This window comes from Streptomyces sp. NBC_00019, from assembly GCF_045041015.1.
In the GTDB taxonomy this organism is placed as follows: domain Bacteria; phylum Actinomycetota; class Actinomycetes; order Streptomycetales; family Streptomycetaceae; genus Streptomyces.
Window position 1 is genome coordinate 7,293,438 of record NZ_CP108302.1, and the last position, 17,022, is coordinate 7,310,459.

The window sequence follows — 17,022 nt, forward strand, 5'->3', positions numbered from 1 at the left end:
ACCTGACATAGCCTCTGACCATGACCGCTGACGTGTGGCTCCCCATCCCGCCGGAAGAGATCGCGGGCCTCCCGCAAGGGCCCGACTACCTTTTCTGGGACGGGGGTGAGGACGGCAGGCAGGAGTTCCCCGGGGACCCGGCCGACTGCGTCGTGTACGTCGTGCCGTACATGAAGCGGCAGCCCGTGAAGGTCCGCCCGCTGAAGGAGATGCGCAACCTGCGGCTCGTCCAGACGCTCACGGCAGGCGTCGACGACGTCCTGGCGCAACTGGACGACATCGTGCCCGGCGTGGATCTCTGCAACGCGCGCGGTGTGCACGAGGCGAGCACCGCCGAGCTCGCCCTGACTCTCACGCTGGCCTCGCTGCGCGGCATCCCCGGCTTCGTCCGCGCCCAGCAACAGGAGCGCTGGCAGGGCGGCTTCCACCCGGCGCTCGCCGACAAGTCGGTGCTCATCGTCGGCTACGGCTCCATCGGCGCCGCCATCGAGGACCGGCTCGTACCGTTCGAGGTCGCGCGGGTGGCGCGCGTCGCGCGCTCCGCGCGCACCACGGAGCGCGGACCCGTGCACCCCCTCACCGAACTGCCCGCCCTGCTGCCGGAGGCGGACGTCGTCATCCTCTCCACGCCGCTGAACGACACCACCCGAGGTCTGGTGAACTCCGGGTTCCTGGCCCGGATGAAGGACGGCGCCCTCCTGGTGAACGTCGCGCGCGGTGGCGTCGTCAATACCAAGGACCTGCTCGCCGAACTCGAGAGCGGTCGGATCACCGCGGCCCTGGACGTCGTCGACCCCGAACCGCTGCCCGCGGGGCACCCGTTGTGGCAGGCGCCCGGCGTGCTCATCAGTCCCCACGTGGGCGGACCGACGTCCGCGTTCCTGCCGCGTGCCAAGCGGCTGTTGGTGGACCAGTTGGGACGATTCGTGAACCAGGAGCCGCTGCGCAACGTGATCCTTACGACGGGCCCCACAAGCGCTGAGATCCGCGGAGCAACAAGCGCGTAATCCGTTTCCGGTACCCTCCGCAACCTCCCGGACGCGGTCCGTGCTCGCATCGCCGCTGGTCGTCACGGAGCGTAGAGGAACTATGTCCCTGAGTGACGAGACTGGTGTATCGTCCCGACAGGGGCTGCGCCGCGCACCGTTCGGCGCCGGGGATGGACATTGCAGACTGTGAGGGGGGCGACGGGCGATGCACGGCCTATGGACGAACGATCCGACGCGGCGAAGCCGCCGACGGCGACCCTGGCACACGGCCGCGCGCAGACGCGGTCACCACGGCAGCCACAACTGCCGTCACAGCCATCACCACCGCAGGCACAACAGCCGCAGGAGGCATGCGCATCCAGCGACCCCGGACTCCCGGGACCCTGGAGCGGCGCAGACCAGGAGGGCCCGGTGAGTTCGCCGCCGCCTCCCACCACCACCCTCAACGGAGCGCTGCGGGCACAGCCTTCGCCAGGGGTGCTGCCACCCCGGCCGCCGGCCTCCGGCAGCCGGGCGAGCCTGGTCCATCAACTCGTACTGGCCCTGGTGTGCGCGGGATACGCCTTCGGTTCCGCGCTCGGCTGGGGCTCCCAGGAAGTCGCGCTGATCATGGGCGACTTCGGGCTGAGCGCCGCGGCGGGCATCGCCGCCGTCTCCTGCTTCCTCTGCGCCCGTAACCGGCGCGTCCGCTTTCGACTCGCCTGGATACTGTTCGCCCTCTCCTCGGCCATGGCGTCCCTGGGCAACCTGGTCTGGGGGTGGTACGAGGTCGTTCTGCAACGGCCCGTGCCCACCCCCAGTTACGCCGACGGGTTCTTCCTGTGCTTCGCACCGCCCGCCATCGTGGGCCTGCTGGTCCTCGCCAAACGGCCGGTGACGAAGGCCGGTTGGGTCTGCCTCGGTCTGGACGCCTGGCTGATCGGCGGCTCGCTGCTCACGCTCGCGTGGAGCCTGGCCCTCGCCCAGGCGGCGCGGTCCGACGGGTCGAGCGTGTCGCAGACCGCGCTGTCGCTCGCCTACCCGCTGCTGGACATCGCGCTGGTCAGCATGGTGCTCGCGCTGCACTTCCGGCGCTCGGCGATGAACCGTACGGCGGTGAACACCGCGATCGGCGCACTCGCCCTGACCGTCATGTGCGACGCCCTGTTCACCTCGCCGCTGGTCCAGAACGCCTACCGCTCCGGCCAGTTGCTGGACGCGGGCTGGTTCGCGGGCTCGCTCCTGCTCGCCTACGCGCCCTGGGCCGCACCTCGCCAGGGGCAGCCGGGCACCGAAGGGCAGGACGGCGCGGGGCACACGCGCGTGGTCCACGAGCATGTGCCGGGACAGCGCGGCGGCATCCACCACCACGCACCCCCGCAGGGAGGCGATCTCAGCCGGTATCCGGCCGCGGGACCCATCGTCGGCTCCCTGTCCGCGCTCACGCCGTATCTCGCCGCCGCCGTCTGCACGCTGGGCATCCTCTACAACGTCCTCAACGGCCACAGCGTCGACCGCGTGGTGCTCCTCACCGGCGGGACCGTCGTGCTCGCCCTCGTGGTGCGCCAGGGCATCATGCTGCTCGACAACATCACCCTCACCCAGGAACTGGCACAGAAGGAGAACCACTTCCGCTCCCTGGTGCAGGGCTCCAGCGACGTCATCATGATCGCCGCACCCAACGGGATCCTCCGATACGTCTCCCCGGCCGCCGCCGGTGTCTATGGCTGCCCCGCGGAGGACCTCGTGGGCACCGAACTGGCCAATCTCATCCACCCGGAGGATTTGGGCTGCGTGGTGCACGAGGTGCGCCGCTTCCTCGCCGCCAACCCTCTCGATGAACCCACTACGCGCATCGAGTGCCGCTTCCGGTCCGGCGACGGAGGCTGGCTCAATGTCGAGTCCACCGTCAACCGCCACCACGGCGGCCTCATCTTCAACAGCCGGGACGTGACCGAAAGAGTGCGCCTGCAGGCGCAGCTCCAGCACAACGCCGAGCACGACCCGCTCACCGACCTGCCCAACCGCGCCCTGTTCACCAAGCGCGTCCAGCACGCGCTCTCCGGCCGCCGCGCCTCCGACCGCGGCACCGCCGTCCTCTTCATCGACCTCGACGGCTTCAAGGCCGTCAACGACACGATCGGGCACCAGGCCGGGGACGAGCTGCTCGTCCAGGCCGCCCGCAGACTCCAGGACGCGGTCCGGCACGGCGACACCGCGTCCAGGCTCGGCGGCGACGAGTTCGCGGCCCTGATCGTCGGGGACGGCACCCGTGACCGCAGCGCCCGTGAACGGCACATCCTGGAGCTCGCCGACCGCCTCAGGATCACGCTCTCCCAGCCCTACCTCATCGACGGCAACGATGTCCGCGTCGCCGCCTCCATCGGCGTCGCGTTCTCGGAGCCGGGCCTCGGCGCGGGCGAGATCCTGCGCAACGCCGACCTGGCCATGTACCGCGCCAAGTCGGCAGGAAAGGGACGCGTCGAGCTGTACGCGCCCCAGATGCAGCAGGACGTCGTACGCAAGGCGGAGCTGGCCACGCGCCTGCGCGCCGCGCTGCACGACGGCGAGTTCGCGCTGCTGCACCAGCCCGTGGTCTGCCTGGAGGACGGCCGGATCACATCGGTCGCCGCCCAGGCGCGCTGGCGCTCCTCGCAGGGGGTGCTCTTCACGCCGGCCGAGTTCCTCAGGGTCGCCGAGGACAGCGACAAGACCGCCGAGCTGGGCCGCTGGATGCTGGAGGAGGCCGTCGAGCAGGCCGCCGAGCGTGCCGCGACCGGGCTGACCATGCCGGTGGCCGTGCGGATGAACGCCCGCCGGCTGCTGGACCGCTCCCTGCCGCTCGGCTCGATCGAGGCCCTGCTGACCCGGCACGGGCTTCCCTCCGGGTCCCTGGTGATCGAGCTGTCCGAGACCGACCCCCGGGTCTCCCTCGACGAGCTGGAACGCCGTCTCGGCGCCCTGCGCAGGCTCGGTGTCCGGATCGCCCTGGACGGCTTCGGGAGCGGATACGCGGCGATCACGGCACTGCGCAGACTCCCCGTCGACGTGCTCAAACTCGACCGCAGTCTGGTCGAGGGGGTCGTGGAGTCCGCGCGGCTGCACAAGATCACCAGTGGGCTGCTCAGGATCGCCGGGGATCTCGGGCTGCAGTCCGTGGCCGACGGCGTGGATCTGCCCGAGCAGGTCGTGGCGCTGCGGGCGATGGGGTGCACACACGGACAGGGAATGGCGTTTTCCGGTCCGTTGGACGAGTACCGGCTGCGCCGGGCGCTCGGTTCCGGTCATTATCCGGTACCGCACGGACCGGCGGAGCCCGCGTTCGCGGGGGGCGGTGCGGGGGTGTACACAAGTGGTGTGCCCGCTGTTCTCGGAGGCGGAAGTGCCCTTCGCTCACATAATGAGACTCCCGTCCCACCCGCTTGACACTGGGTGTGCGCCGGGGGGAGGGTCAGTGCCATGCGCACCCGAATTCTCGTACTTGGAAAGCGCGTCGGCTGAGCTGGTGACGTCCGGATCGACCCGGAACTCCCAGCGACCACACCCGGCGCGCTCCCCTCGCTTGCCTCTTGGCACGAGGGGTTTTTTGTTGCACAGACACCAGGCGTAAAAAGCGTCACACCGTACAAACCTCGCAAAAACCCTCAGCATCGAGAAGAGAATGACGATGACCGAGCAGGCCACCGGGGCCCATCCGCAGCCGCGGCCCCGATCCGGAGGACAGCAGTCCGCCCCCGAGCACGTCACGGGCGCGCAGTCCCTCATCCGCTCTCTCGAGGAGGTCGGCGCCGAGACGGTATTCGGCATCCCCGGCGGTGCGATCCTGCCCGCGTACGACCCGCTGATGGACTCCCGGCGGGTGCGCCACGTCCTGGTGCGCCACGAGCAGGGCGCCGGCCACGCGGCCACCGGTTACGCGCAGGCCACCGGCAAGGTCGGCGTCTGCATGGCGACCTCCGGACCCGGTGCCACCAACCTGGTGACCCCGATCGCGGACGCACACATGGACTCGGTGCCGCTCGTGGCGATCACCGGGCAGGTCGCGTCCAAGGCGATCGGCACGGACGCCTTCCAGGAGGCGGACATCGTCGGCATCACGATGCCGATCACCAAGCACAACTTCCTCGTCACCAAGGCCGAGGACATCCCGCGGGTGATCGCGCAGGCGTTCCACATCGCCTCCACCGGCCGCCCCGGCCCGGTCCTGGTCGACATCGCCAAGGACGCCCTCCAGGCGCGGACCACGTTCTCCTGGCCGCCCATCATGGACCTGCCCGGCTACCGGCCCGTCACCAAGCCGCACGCCAAGCAGATCCGCGAGGCCGCGAAGCTCATCACCAACGCCAAGCGGCCCGTCCTCTACGTCGGCGGCGGTGTCATCAAGGCACACGCCACCGCAGAGCTCAAGGTTCTCGCCGAGCTCACCGGAGCGCCCGTCACCACCACACTGATGGCGCTCGGCGCATTCCCCGACAGCCACCCGCTGCACGTGGGAATGCCGGGCATGCACGGTGCGGTCACCGCCGTCACCGCGCTGCAGAAGGCCGACCTGATCGTCGCCCTCGGAGCCCGCTTCGACGACCGCGTCACCGGCAAGCTGGACAGCTTCGCCCCGTACGCCAAGATCGTCCACGCCGACATCGACCCGGCCGAGATCGGCAAGAACCGCGCCGCGGACGTGCCGATCGTCGGGGATGCCCGTGAGGTCATCGCCGACCTGGTCCAGGCGGTGCAGAAGGAGCACAGCGAGGGCCACCAGGGCGACTACACCGCCTGGTGGAAGGACCTCAACCGCTGGCGCGACACCTATCCGCTCGGCTACGACCAGCCCAGCAACGGCACGCTGTCCCCGCAGCAGGTCATCGAGCGCATCGGCCAGCTCGCGCCGGAGGGCACGATCTTCGCCGCGGGCGTCGGCCAGCACCAGATGTGGGCCGCGCACTACATCCAGTACGAGAAGCCCGCGACCTGGCTGAACTCCGGCGGCGCCGGAACGATGGGCTACGCGGTCCCGGCCGCGATGGGCGCCAAGGCCGGGGCCCCGGACCAGGCGGTCTGGGCGATCGACGGCGACGGCTGCTTCCAGATGACCAATCAGGAGCTCACCACCTGCGCCCTGAACAACATCCCGATCAAGGTCGCCATCATCAACAACGGCGCCCTCGGGATGGTCCGCCAGTGGCAGACCCTCTTCTACAACCAGCGGTACTCCAACACCGTGCTGCACTCCGGCCCCGACGACGTCAACCCGGAGGCCAGGGGCACCCGCGTCCCCGACTTCGTGAAGCTGTCGGAGGCCATGGGCTGCTACGCGATCCGCTGCGAGTCCCCGGCCGACCTCGACAAGGTCATCGAAGAGGCGAACTCCATCAACGACCGCCCGGTCGTCGTCGACTTCATCGTCCACGAGGACGCGATGGTGTGGCCGATGGTCGCCGCCGGCACCTCCAACGACGAGATCCTGGCCGCCCGGGACGTCCGCCCCGACTTCGGCGACAACGAAGACGACTGAGCGAGAGAGACGTAAAAGATCATGTCCAAGCACACGCTCTCCGTCCTGGTGGAGAACAAGCCGGGCATCCTCGCCCGCATCGCCGCGCTCTTCTCCCGCCGCGGCTTCAACATCGACTCGCTCGCCGTCGGTGTCACCGAGCACGCCGACATCTCCCGCATCACGATCGTGGTGAGCGTCGAGGCCCTGCCCCTCGAGCAGGTCACCAAGCAGCTCAACAAGCTCGTCGAGGTGCTCAAGATCGTCGAGCTCGAGCCGGCGAGCGCCGTTCAGCGTGAACTCGTTCTGGTGAAGGTGCGTGCCGACAACGAGACGCGCTCGCAGATCGTCGAGATCGTCCAGCTGTTCCGCGCCAAGACCGTCGACGTCTCCCCGGAGGCCGTCACCATCGAGGCCACCGGCGGCAGCGACAAGCTGGAGGCCATGCTCAAGATGCTGGAGCCGTTCGGCATCAAGGAGCTCGTCCAGTCCGGCACGATCGCCATCGGCCGCGGCGCCCGTTCGATCACGGACCGCTCACTGCGCGCCCTCGACCGATCTGCGTGACGCTTGACACGGGCGGCCGCGGTCGTCGGCCGCCCGTATAGCGAGACCCCGAAACTTCACGTCACCCCGCCGTCATACGGTGGGACGCAACACCTGCACTCAAGGAGAGAACCCAAAGTGGCCGAGCTGTTCTACGACGCCGACGCCGACCTGTCCATCATCCAGGGCCGCAAGGTCGCGGTCATCGGTTACGGCAGCCAGGGCCACGCCCACGCGCTGTCGCTGCGTGACTCGGGTGTCGACGTCCGGGTGGGTCTGCACGAGGGCTCGAAGTCCAAGGCCAAGGCCGAGGAGCAGGGCCTGCGCGTGGTGACGCCGTCGGAGGCCGCCGCCGAGGCCGACGTCATCATGATCCTGGTGCCGGACCCGATCCAGGCCCAGGTCTACGAGGAGTCCATCAAGGACAACCTCAACGACGGCGATGCGCTGTTCTTCGGCCACGGTCTGAACATCCGCTTCGACTTCATCAAGCCCCCGGCCGGCATCGACGTCTGCATGGTCGCCCCGAAGGGCCCGGGCCACCTCGTCCGTCGTCAGTACGAGGAGGGTCGCGGCGTTCCGTGTATCGCGGCCGTCGAGCAGGACGCCACGGGCAACGCCTTCGCGCTGGCCCTGTCGTACGCCAAGGGCATCGGTGGCACCCGCGCGGGCGTCATCAAGACGACCTTCACCGAGGAGACCGAGACCGACCTCTTCGGTGAGCAGGCCGTTCTCTGCGGTGGTACGGCCGCGCTGGTGAAGGCCGGTTTCGAGACGCTGACCGAGGCGGGCTACCAGCCCGAGATCGCGTACTTCGAGTGCCTGCACGAGCTGAAGCTGATCGTCGACCTCATGTACGAGGGCGGCCTGGAGAAGATGCGCTGGTCGGTCTCGGAGACCGCCGAGTGGGGCGACTACGTCACCGGTCCCCGCATCATCACGGACGCCACCAAGGCCGAGATGAAGAAGGTCCTCGCCGAGATCCAGGACGGCACCTTCGCGCGTGAGTGGATGGCCGAGTACCACGGCGGTCTGAAGAAGTACAACGAGTACAAGAAGCAGGACTCCGAGCACCTCCTGGAGACCACCGGCAAGCAGCTGCGCAAGCTGATGAGCTGGGTCGACGAGGAGGCGTAAAGCCTCGGACGGCGGGGCCGGAGCGGACAGCTCCGGCCCCGTTGTCCAACCTGTCCGGCCACGGACGGGTGATCCTTCCGTAGAGGCGTAAGACGCTCTTGGCCGCGCCACTACACTGCCGTACTACATACGCGTCAGGCCCACAGCGTCGTGCGTCTTCCACGCGGCTAGCACCCTCCACCGCCTGCGGCCGTCGGGACGGCCGTCCGCACGCATTGGACTTGTGAGGACTCACGTGAGCTCGAAACCTGTCGTACTCATCGCTGAAGAGCTGTCGCCTGCGACCGTCGACGCGCTCGGCCCGGACTTCGAGATCCGGCAGTGCAACGGCGCCGACCGGGCCGAGCTGCTGCCCGCCATCGCCGACGTGGACGCGATCCTGATCCGCTCCGCCACCAAGGTGGACGCCGAGGCGATCGCCGCCGCGAAGAAGCTGAAGGTCGTCGCACGAGCCGGCGTCGGCCTGGACAACGTCGACGTCTCCGCCGCCACCAAGGCCGGCGTGATGGTCGTCAACGCCCCCACCTCCAACATCGTCACCGCCGCCGAGCTGGCCTGCGGTCTGCTGCTGGCCACCGCGCGCCACATCCCGCAGGCCAACACCGCCCTGAAGAACGGCGAGTGGAAGCGCAGCAAGTACACCGGTGTCGAGCTGGCGGAGAAGACCCTCGGTGTCGTCGGCCTCGGCCGCATCGGCGCGCTCGTCGCCCAGCGCATGTCGGCCTTCGGTATGAAGGTCGTGGCCTACGACCCCTACGTGCAGCCCGCCCGGGCCGCGCAGATGGGCGTGAAGGTCCTCTCCCTCGACGAGCTGCTCGAGGTGTCCGACTTCATCACCGTGCACCTGCCGAAGACCCCCGAGACCCTCGGTCTCATCGGCGACGAGGCCCTGCACAAGGTCAAGCCGAGCGTGCGCATCGTCAACGCCGCGCGCGGCGGGATCGTCGACGAGACGGCGCTGTTCTCGGCGCTGAAGGAGGGCCGCGTCGCCGGCGCCGGCCTCGACGTGTACGCGAAGGAGCCCTGCACGGACTCCCCGCTCTTCGAGCTCGACGAGGTCGTCTGCACCCCGCACCTCGGTGCCTCCACCGACGAGGCCCAGGAGAAGGCCGGCATCGCCGTCGCCCGCTCCGTGCGCCTCGCGCTCGCCGGTGAGCTGGTCCCGGACGCGGTCAACGTCCAGGGCGGCGTCATCGCCGAGGACGTCAAGCCGGGCCTGCCGCTCGCCGAGCGCCTCGGCCGGATCTTCACCGCGCTCGCCGGTGAGGTCGCGGTCCGCCTCGACGTCGAGGTCTACGGCGAGATCACCCAGCACGACGTGAAGGTGCTGGAGCTCAGCGCCCTCAAGGGTGTCTTCGAGGACGTCGTCGACGAGACCGTGTCGTACGTCAACGCCCCGCTGTTCGCGCAGGAGCGCGGCGTCGAGGTGCGCCTGACGACCAGCTCGGAGTCGGCCGACCACCGCAACGTCGTCACCGTGCGCGGCACGCTGAGCAACGGCGAGGAGGTCGCGGTCTCCGGCACGCTGGCCGGCCCCAAGCACCTCCAGAAGATCGTCGCCGTCGGCGAGTACGACGTCGACCTGGCCCTCGCCGACCACATGGTCGTCCTCAAGTACGAGGACCGCCCGGGCGTCGTCGGCACCGTGGGCCGCGTCTTCGGCGAGGCCGGCATCAACATCGCCGGCATGCAGGTGTCCCGTTCGGTCGCAGGCGGCGAGGCGCTGGCCGTGCTGACCGTCGACGACACCGTGCCGGCGAACGTGCTGACCGAGGTGGCCGCGGAGATCGGGGCGACGTCCGCCCGTGCGGTGAACCTGGTCTGACGCTTCACGACGAACGCCGGGCGGGCCGAGGAGATCCTCGGCCCGCCCGGCGCTTTCCATTACGCGAGCACAGTCTCCGGCTCCGGCGCTTCCTGGGGCTCGCGCAGCTCGACCCGGCGCAGTGTCACCGCCGCCAGCACCGCCGCGCCCGCCAGCAGCACCGCTCCCGCGATCGCCGCTCCCTGCATCCCGTTGGTGAACGCCTCCCGGGCCACGGTCGCGAGTCCCGGTACCTGATCGGCGACCGCCAGCGCCCCGCCGAGGGTCTCGCGGGCCACGTCCGGCGCCGCATCAGGCATCTCGTGGCGGTAGACCGCCGTACCGATGGAGCCGAGGATCGCCATGCCCAGCGCGCCGCCGAACTCCGCGCCGGTCTCCATCAGGGAGGACGCGGTGCCCGCCCGCTCCGCAGGGGCGGTGCCCATCGCGAGGTCCATGATCTGGGACATCACGGTGACGCCACCGACCGCGAGGACACCGCAGGAGGTCAGCACCAGCCACATCGAGTCCGTACCGGCGAAAGCCAGCAGTGCGAAGCCGCACGCCGAGATCGCGAAGCCCGCGGTGACGACGTGGGCGCGGTTGACGCCCTTCTGGACCAGAGCGGTCGCGATCGGCGCCGCGGCCCCGATCGGCACCGACGGCAGCAGTGCCCACAGGGCCGACTCCAGGGCACTCTTGCCGAGCACCGACTGCAGGTACTGCGTGGTGAAGTAGGCCGACCCCATGATTCCGAACGCCGAGACGAGGTTCAGGGCGACGGAGGGTGCGAAGCCGCGGCCGCGGAACAGGGCCGGGTCGATCATCGGTGAGGCCGTGGTGCGCTGGCGGTGGACGAAGAGGGCAGCGAAGAGCAGACCGACGGTGATCGAGACGACGTAGAGGACGTTCCAGCCCTCCGAGGGGATCTCCTTGAGGCCGTAGACAACGGGGAGCACGGCGGCCATCGACAGCGGGACGCTCAGCCAGTCGAAGCGGCCGGGGGAGGGGTTCCTCGACTCCGGGAGCAGCATCGGGCCGAGGAGCAGGAGCAGGGCCATCGCGGGCAGGTTGACCAGGAAGACCGAGCCCCACCAGAAGTGCTCGACCAGTACCCCGCTCATCACGGAGCCGAGCGCGATCCCGGCCGTCATCACGCCGGACCAGATGCCGATCGCCTTCGCGCGCTGGCCGGGGTCGGTGAACATCGTGCGCAGCAGGGCCATCGTCGACGGCATCAGGGTCGCGCCGCCGATGCCGAGGACCGCGCGCGCCGCGATCAGCGTCTCGGCGCTGTTCGCGTACGCCGCCACCAGCGAGGCGGCGCCGAAGGCGGCGGCGCCTATCACCAGGAGCCTGCGGTGGCCGACGCGGTCACCGAGCGAGCCCATCGTCATCAGCAGGCCGGCCAGCACGAACGCGTAGATGTCGAAGATCCACAGCTGCTGGGTGCCGCTCGGCTCCAGGTCCGCGCTGATCGACGGGATCGCGAAGTAGAGGACGGAGACGTCCATCGACACCAGGAGCAGCGGAAGCATCAGGACGGTGAGGGCGGTCCATTCACGGCGTCCGGCGAGGGTGCCGGCGGGAGTGCTCGTCGGGTTCGTCACGGCGGCGACTATACGGATGTCTTAAACGATTGTCTATGACGCTTGTATAAATCGCTTGTCTAGATAGAGTTGGGCGCATGGGACACCGTGAGGATCTGCTCGAAGGCGCCAAACGGTGCCTGCTGGAGAAGGGCTTCGCGCGCACCACGGCGCGCGACATCGTCAAGGAGTCGGGGACCAACCTCGCCTCGATCGGCTACCACTACGGCTCGAAGGACGCGCTGCTGGCGGAGGCGTATGTTTCGCTGGCCGAGGGGATGGGCGATGCCTTCGAGGGGGACGGAACGGCCATGAACGCCGAGCCCGGTTCCCTCGAACGCTTCCAGGAGGTGTGGTCGAACGTCATCGCCACCATGCGGGAGCCCGGCTCGATCTGGCATCTCAGCATGGAGATCGTGGTCATGGGCGACCAACTGCCCGAGGTGCGCGACTACTTGGCGCGGGCCCAGCGGGAGGCCGGGCGGGGGTTCGTGCCGATGCTCATGGGCGGGCGTGAGGAGGACGTCTCGGACGACATCGCGGACACCCTCGGCATGTTCTACGTGACGCTCATGACGGGGCTCATCGCCCAGTGGCACTTTGATCCGAAGACCGCGCCCAGCGCGGAACAGCTCGCCGAGGGGCTGCGCCAGGTGATCGCCGGGGTCAACAAGAGCTGATCCGTCCCTCCCGCATCTCCAGGACGCGGTCCGCGAAATGCCGTACGACGGCTCGGTCGTGGCAGATGAACAGATAGCCGAGCCCCAGCTCGTCCTGGAGGTCGGCCAGCAGGTTCAGCACCCCGGCCCGCACCGACGGGTCCAGCGCCGACACCGGCTCGTCCAGCACCAGAAGGCGCGGCTCGGAGGCCAACGCCCGGGCGATCCCGGCGCGTTGGCACTGGCCGCCGGAGAGCTCGTGCGGATACCGGTCGCCGTACGACGGGTCGAGGCCGACCCGGTCGAGGAGTTCGGCCACCCGGGCAGGGCCTGCCGTGGCGGTCCAGCGGCCCTGGACCTTCAGCGGTTCGGCGACCGCGTCCCGGATGCGGTGGCGGGGGCTGAGGGAGCCGTAGGGGTCCTGGAAGACGGGCTGCATACGCGGGCGGAGGAGGCGGAGTTCGCGCTCCGTCAGGGTTGTCAACTCCCGGCCCTCGAAGCGCACTTCGCCGGAGGCCGGGCGGCGCAGCTGAAGCACCGCCAGCGCGGTGGAGGACTTTCCGCAGCCGGAGGGGCCGTTGAGGGCGAGGGTCTCGCCGGCCTCCAGGGAGAAGCCGACACGGTCCACCGCGGTCACGGCACCGTGGCGGACGACGAGGGCGCGGACGTCGAGAAGGGGTGTGCTCACACTCTCTCCCAGTGGTGGCAGGAGACCAACCGCCCGTCCACCGGCCGCGGTTCAGGCTCCTCGCGGCGGCAGGAGTCGGTCGCGAGCGGACAGCGCGGGGCGAAGGCGCAGCCCGGCGGAAGCATGCCCGGGGCCGGGGGTGTGCCGGGGAGGGCGGGGAGGTGGCGGCCCCGGGCGTTCTGCGGAAGGGACGCCAGCAGGCCCGCTGTGTACGGGGCCCGAGGACGGGCCAGCACCTCCTGCGCCGGGCCGAGTTCGGTCAGCCGACCGGCGTACATGACCAGCGCGCGGTCCGCGTGCCGCCGTACGACGTCCAGGTCGTGCGTGACCAGGACGAGCGCGGCGCCGACCGCCTCCCGCTGCTCGGCGAGGACCCGGAGCACCTGCTCGCGGCGTTCCTCGTCGAGGGCGGTGGTGGGTTCGTCGGCGACCAGGATGTCGGGTTCGTTGATCGTGGCCATCGCGACGACCGCACGCTGGCGCATACCGCCGGAGAACTCGTGCGGATACGACCGTGCCCGGCGCGCGGCGTCCGGGATGCCCACCCGGTCGAGTGCCGCGACCGCACGCGCCCTGGCCTCCTTGCGGGAGACGCGGGCCACCGACCGTACGGCGGCCGCGAGTTGGTCGCCCACCGGGTGCACGGGGGAGAGGGCGGACAGGGCGTCCTGGGGGACCAGGGCGATGCGGCTCCCGCGCTCGCCCGAGAGGTCCGGCCGGACGGTCCCGGTCGCCGTCGCGTCCTTCGGCAGCATTCCCAGCAGCGCCCGGGCGGTCAGGGACTTGCCCGCGCCCGACTCGCCGACGATCGCCAGCACTTCACGTGGACGGATGTCGAAGGACAGTCCGCGCACGACCTCGACGCCGTCGAAGGCGACCCGCAGATCGCGTACCGACAGCAGCGCCTCAGACTCCAACGGGGGCCTCCTTCACGGCTTGCCGGCCTTTCGTGACGTTCCGGCCCTGCGCGTACGACGCCCCCGACACCGCAAGCCCCGCCAGCAGGGCCAGCGCCACCGCCGGGGCGAGGGCGGCCCAGGGGGCGCGTTCGACATAGGCGCGGGACTCGTCGAGCAGCAGGCCCCACTCCGGGGCGGGCGGCTGGGCGCCCAGGCCCAGGAAGCCCAGCGAGGCCAGGGCGAGCGCGATGCCGGGCAGCCGCAGCAGGGCGTGCCGGGCGACGGGCGCGGCCACCGAGGGCAGGACGTGCCGGGTCAGGATCCACAAGGGCGGTGCGCCGATGGCGCGTTGGGCCATCAGGAAGGAGGACGCCCGTACCTCCTGCACCAGCGCCGCCGCATGCGCGGCCAGCGGCGGCCACGAGATCAGGGCGACCGCGAGGGCCGCACCACCCGTGCCGGGTCCGGCCGCCGCGGCGACCAGGATGCCGACGATCACCGGGGGCAGGGCGTTGGCGATGTCCGCCGCGCCCGCCGCGACGCCGGGCAGGAAGCCGAGCGCCAGCGCGACCAGCAGGCTCAGCAGACAGACGGCGGCGGCCGTGCCGACGGTGGAGGCGGCGCCGTGTCCGAGCCGGGCCAGGACGTCACGGCCGAGGCCGTCGGTGCCGAGCGGGTGCGACCAGGTGGGAGAGGCCAGCCGGTTCGCGGTGTCGATCGCGTACGGGTCGCGCAGCAGACCCCATCCGATCGTCACGGCGAGGACGGCGAACAGGGCCGAGGGGATCGCCGGGTGGGTACGGACCGGCCGGGCCGGCGGCAGGGTGAGCGAGGCGTCCCGCAGGGCCGGACCCAGCAGCCGGCGCCGGGTGAGCGCGGACAACGCCCCCACGGCCAGACCGAGCAGCAACAGGGCGAGCACCGCACCCTGGAGCAGCGGCAGGTCCTGCGACTTGGCGGCCCCCAGCGCCGTACGCCCGATCCCCGGCACCGCGAACACCGTCTCCACGGCGACCGCGCCCCCGGTGAGACCGACGGCGGCCATCCCGAACTGCGGGACGAGAGGCGGCAGTACGCGCCGGAGGGCGGCGGCGGAGACCCGGGCCCTGCCGACCCCGGCCCCGCGCCACAGCTCCACCCACCGCTCGTCGAGCACGGCGGGCAGCGCGTCCGCGACCAGCCGCCCGAGCAGCCCGCCCGCGGGGACGCCGAGGGCGAGGGCGGGCAGGACCATGTACGCCGGACCCTGCCAGCCGGAGGTGGGCAGCCATCCCAGCCACACCCCGCAGACCAGCAACGCGACGGTGGCCAGCAGGAATTCGGGCACGGCGGCGAGCATCGCCGCGAAGGCCCCGGCCGACCTGCGCCCCCGTACCAGCACGGGCGCGACCAGCGCACCCGCGAGCAGCACCGCGACGGCGAAGGCCGCGCCCATCAGCGCCAGCGACACCTGGAGCCCGGACACGACGGACGGCAGCACGTCGGTACCCGACACCCACGAGGTCCCGAGATCCCCGCGCAGCAGATCGGACGCCCAACTCCCCAGCAGGGAAAGGGGACCCGCGTCGAGGCCGAGATCCTGTCGTACGGAGTCCAGGGCCTCCTTCGTCGGTTCCTGCTCGGCGGAACGGGCGCGCAGGACGGTGAGCGCCGGGTCCCTGCCGGAGAGCCAGGGGAGCAGACCGACGGCGGTCACGACCCCGAGCAGACACAGGACCCGGGTCACCCCGGCCGCGGTCGGCCTCACTTGACGTACGTGGCGGCCGTGACCAGCTCACGCTCGCGCGGGTCGTGCGCGGCGCCCACGACGTCGGCGGCGTCGCCCTGGATCACGCGCTCGTGCAGCATCGGGACGGCCGCGTCGGTGCCGAGCACGGCGGCCTCGGCCGCGATGACGGCCTTGCGCCGGGCCTCGCCGGTCTCCGTCCCGCCGGCCTTCTTCAGGGCGGCGTCCACCCGGGCGTCGGCGAGCTGGGAGAGGTTGAAGGAGCCGTCGGAGGCGAAGTCGCTGTAGAGGTAGGCGGCCGGGTCGCCGGAGTCGAGCACGGTCGCGCGGGAGAGGATGAAGGCGTCGAACTCACCGGCGAGGGCGTCGGACTCGATGTTGGCGTACTCGCGGACGTCGAGCTTGACCTTGAACCCGGCCTTCTGGAGCTGCTGTTGCAGGGTGGCGGCGACCTCGGGGAGTTCGGCGCGGTCGGTGAAGGTGCCGATGGTGACGGTCCGGCCGTTCGGCTCGGCGGCGGCGGTGCGCCGCAGGTCCGACCGCAGTTCGGCGGCCCACGGCAGCGCCGGACCGAGCAGCCCCTCGGCGACATCCGCCCGCCCCTCGTACACGCCCTTCACGATCGACTCGGCGTCGATCGCCTCGCGGGCGGCGGCACGCAGGGCGGCGTCCTTGAAGACGCCCTTCTCGGTGTTGAGGTAGAGGGTGTTGGTGCGCGGCATCGGGACCTCGGTGATCAGGTCCTCGTCGAGGAGCGCGGCCTGGGAGACGGGGACCGCCTCGACGATGTCGGCCTCACCGCTGCGAAGGGCGGCGGCCCGGGCGGTGCCGTCGGGCACGAACTTCACGTCGATACCGGGGGACTTGGCCTTGCCGCCCCAGTAGGCGTCGTAGCGGTCGAGGGTGGCGGAGGAGGTGCCGTCGACCTCGGTGAGCTCGAAGGGGCCGGTGCCGGCTCCGACGGGGTTCACCGTCTTCCCGCTGTAGGCCTTCGCGGCGAGGATCGACAGCTGGGGCGAGCTGAGCCGCTGCGGGACCAGGGGGTCCTCGTCGGCGGTGGTGACGGTGACGGTGTCCGAGTCCTGCGCCTTCGCGGTCAGTTCGACGCCGTCGAGGATGCGGGGCTTGGGGGAGGCGGTGGCGGCGGTGGTGAGCGAGCGTACGACGGCCTCGGCGTCGAGCTTCGTGCCGTCGTGGAAGGTGACGCCGTCGCGTATCTCGAACGTCCAGGTCCTGCCGGACTGCTGCCACTCGGTGGCGAGCGAGGGCTCGGCGTCCCCGTCGGTGTCGAGCTTCACGAGGGTCTCGGCCGTCGACCAGCGGGACAGCTTGAACGCGTCGTCGGAGAGCGGGGAGAGGGCCGAGCGCGGGGGCAGCATCATCGCGACCCGGACGCGCTTGCCGTCGCCGTCACTGTCGCCCTCACCCTCGGCGGAGGCACCGGAGAAACAGCCGGTGAGCAGGGTGGACGCCACGGCGGCCGAGAACAGGTGACGGGCGGGCAGGCGCACGGAA

General features: G+C 70.8%; 12 protein-coding genes. 7 read left to right on the forward strand and 5 right to left on the reverse strand.

The genetic code is table 11. The annotated features are described in order from the left end of the window. Positions 1–20 precede the first annotated feature (20 nt). The 6 genes from OHU89_RS34555 (at position 21) to serA (ending at position 9,967) form a co-directional block, all read left to right on the forward strand. Positions 21–1,007 carry a 2-hydroxyacid dehydrogenase gene (locus OHU89_RS34555; RefSeq protein ID WP_405648837.1) on the forward strand — a complete coding sequence of 329 codons (987 nt, stop codon included), beginning with the start codon at positions 21–23 and terminating at the stop codon, positions 1,005–1,007. Between the two features lie 393 nt (positions 1,008–1,400). Beyond that, a complete protein-coding gene (locus OHU89_RS34560) occupies positions 1,401–4,394 on the forward strand; it encodes a putative bifunctional diguanylate cyclase/phosphodiesterase (RefSeq protein WP_405648840.1) in 2,994 nt (997 codons plus the stop codon). 235 nt (positions 4,395–4,629) lie between these two features. Continuing rightward, entirely contained in the window at positions 4,630–6,480 is a 1,851-nt protein-coding gene (locus OHU89_RS34565) for an acetolactate synthase large subunit (protein ID WP_405648842.1), read from the forward strand. Between the two features lie 21 nt (positions 6,481–6,501). Then, complete coding sequence (ilvN, locus tag OHU89_RS34570; protein WP_266887700.1) at positions 6,502–7,026, forward strand: acetolactate synthase small subunit; 525 nt, start codon at positions 6,502–6,504, stop codon at positions 7,024–7,026. A gap of 117 nt (positions 7,027–7,143) precedes the next feature. Next, complete coding sequence (ilvC, locus tag OHU89_RS34575) at positions 7,144–8,142, forward strand: ketol-acid reductoisomerase (protein ID WP_405648845.1); 999 nt, start codon at positions 7,144–7,146, stop codon at positions 8,140–8,142. Positions 8,143–8,377: 235 nt separating this feature from the next. After that, positions 8,378–9,967 carry a phosphoglycerate dehydrogenase gene (serA, locus tag OHU89_RS34580; RefSeq protein ID WP_405648847.1) on the forward strand — a complete coding sequence of 530 codons (1,590 nt, stop codon included), beginning with the start codon at positions 8,378–8,380 and terminating at the stop codon, positions 9,965–9,967. A gap of 59 nt (positions 9,968–10,026) precedes the next feature. Here serA and OHU89_RS34585 read toward each other — a convergent pair whose 3' ends face one another. Continuing rightward, the gene (locus OHU89_RS34585; RefSeq protein WP_405648849.1) at positions 10,027–11,556 is read right to left on the reverse strand and encodes an MFS transporter; all 1,530 of its coding nucleotides are present in this window, start codon (positions 11,554–11,556) and stop codon (positions 10,027–10,029) included. A gap of 77 nt (positions 11,557–11,633) precedes the next feature. On the opposite strand from OHU89_RS34585, the gene OHU89_RS34590 reads away from it, so the two are divergent. After that, positions 11,634–12,215, forward strand: coding sequence for a TetR/AcrR family transcriptional regulator (locus OHU89_RS34590; protein WP_405648851.1), 582 nt, complete (start codon positions 11,634–11,636; stop codon positions 12,213–12,215). On the opposite strand, the gene OHU89_RS34595 is transcribed toward OHU89_RS34590, so the two are convergent. Genes OHU89_RS34595 through OHU89_RS34610 form a run of 4 tightly spaced genes read right to left on the reverse strand, consistent with a single transcriptional unit; the run spans position 12,202 to position 17,018 of the window. Further along, positions 12,202–12,882, reverse strand: a complete 681-nt coding sequence (locus tag OHU89_RS34595; RefSeq protein WP_405648853.1) for an ATP-binding cassette domain-containing protein — start codon at positions 12,880–12,882, stop codon at positions 12,202–12,204. The genes OHU89_RS34590 and OHU89_RS34595 overlap by 14 nt on opposite strands. Further along, a complete protein-coding gene (locus OHU89_RS34600; RefSeq protein ID WP_405648856.1) occupies positions 12,879–13,799 on the reverse strand; it encodes an ABC transporter ATP-binding protein in 921 nt (306 codons plus the stop codon). Before OHU89_RS34600 ends, OHU89_RS34595 begins: the two co-directional genes overlap by 4 nt. Then, entirely contained in the window at positions 13,789–15,528 is a 1,740-nt protein-coding gene (locus OHU89_RS34605) for an ABC transporter permease subunit (protein ID WP_405648858.1), read from the reverse strand. The genes OHU89_RS34600 and OHU89_RS34605 overlap by 11 nt, the downstream gene beginning before the upstream one ends. Further along, complete coding sequence (locus OHU89_RS34610) at positions 15,525–17,018, reverse strand: ABC transporter substrate-binding protein (protein WP_405648860.1); 1,494 nt, start codon at positions 17,016–17,018, stop codon at positions 15,525–15,527. The genes OHU89_RS34605 and OHU89_RS34610 overlap by 4 nt, the downstream gene beginning before the upstream one ends. Positions 17,019–17,022: the final 4 nt, after the last annotated feature.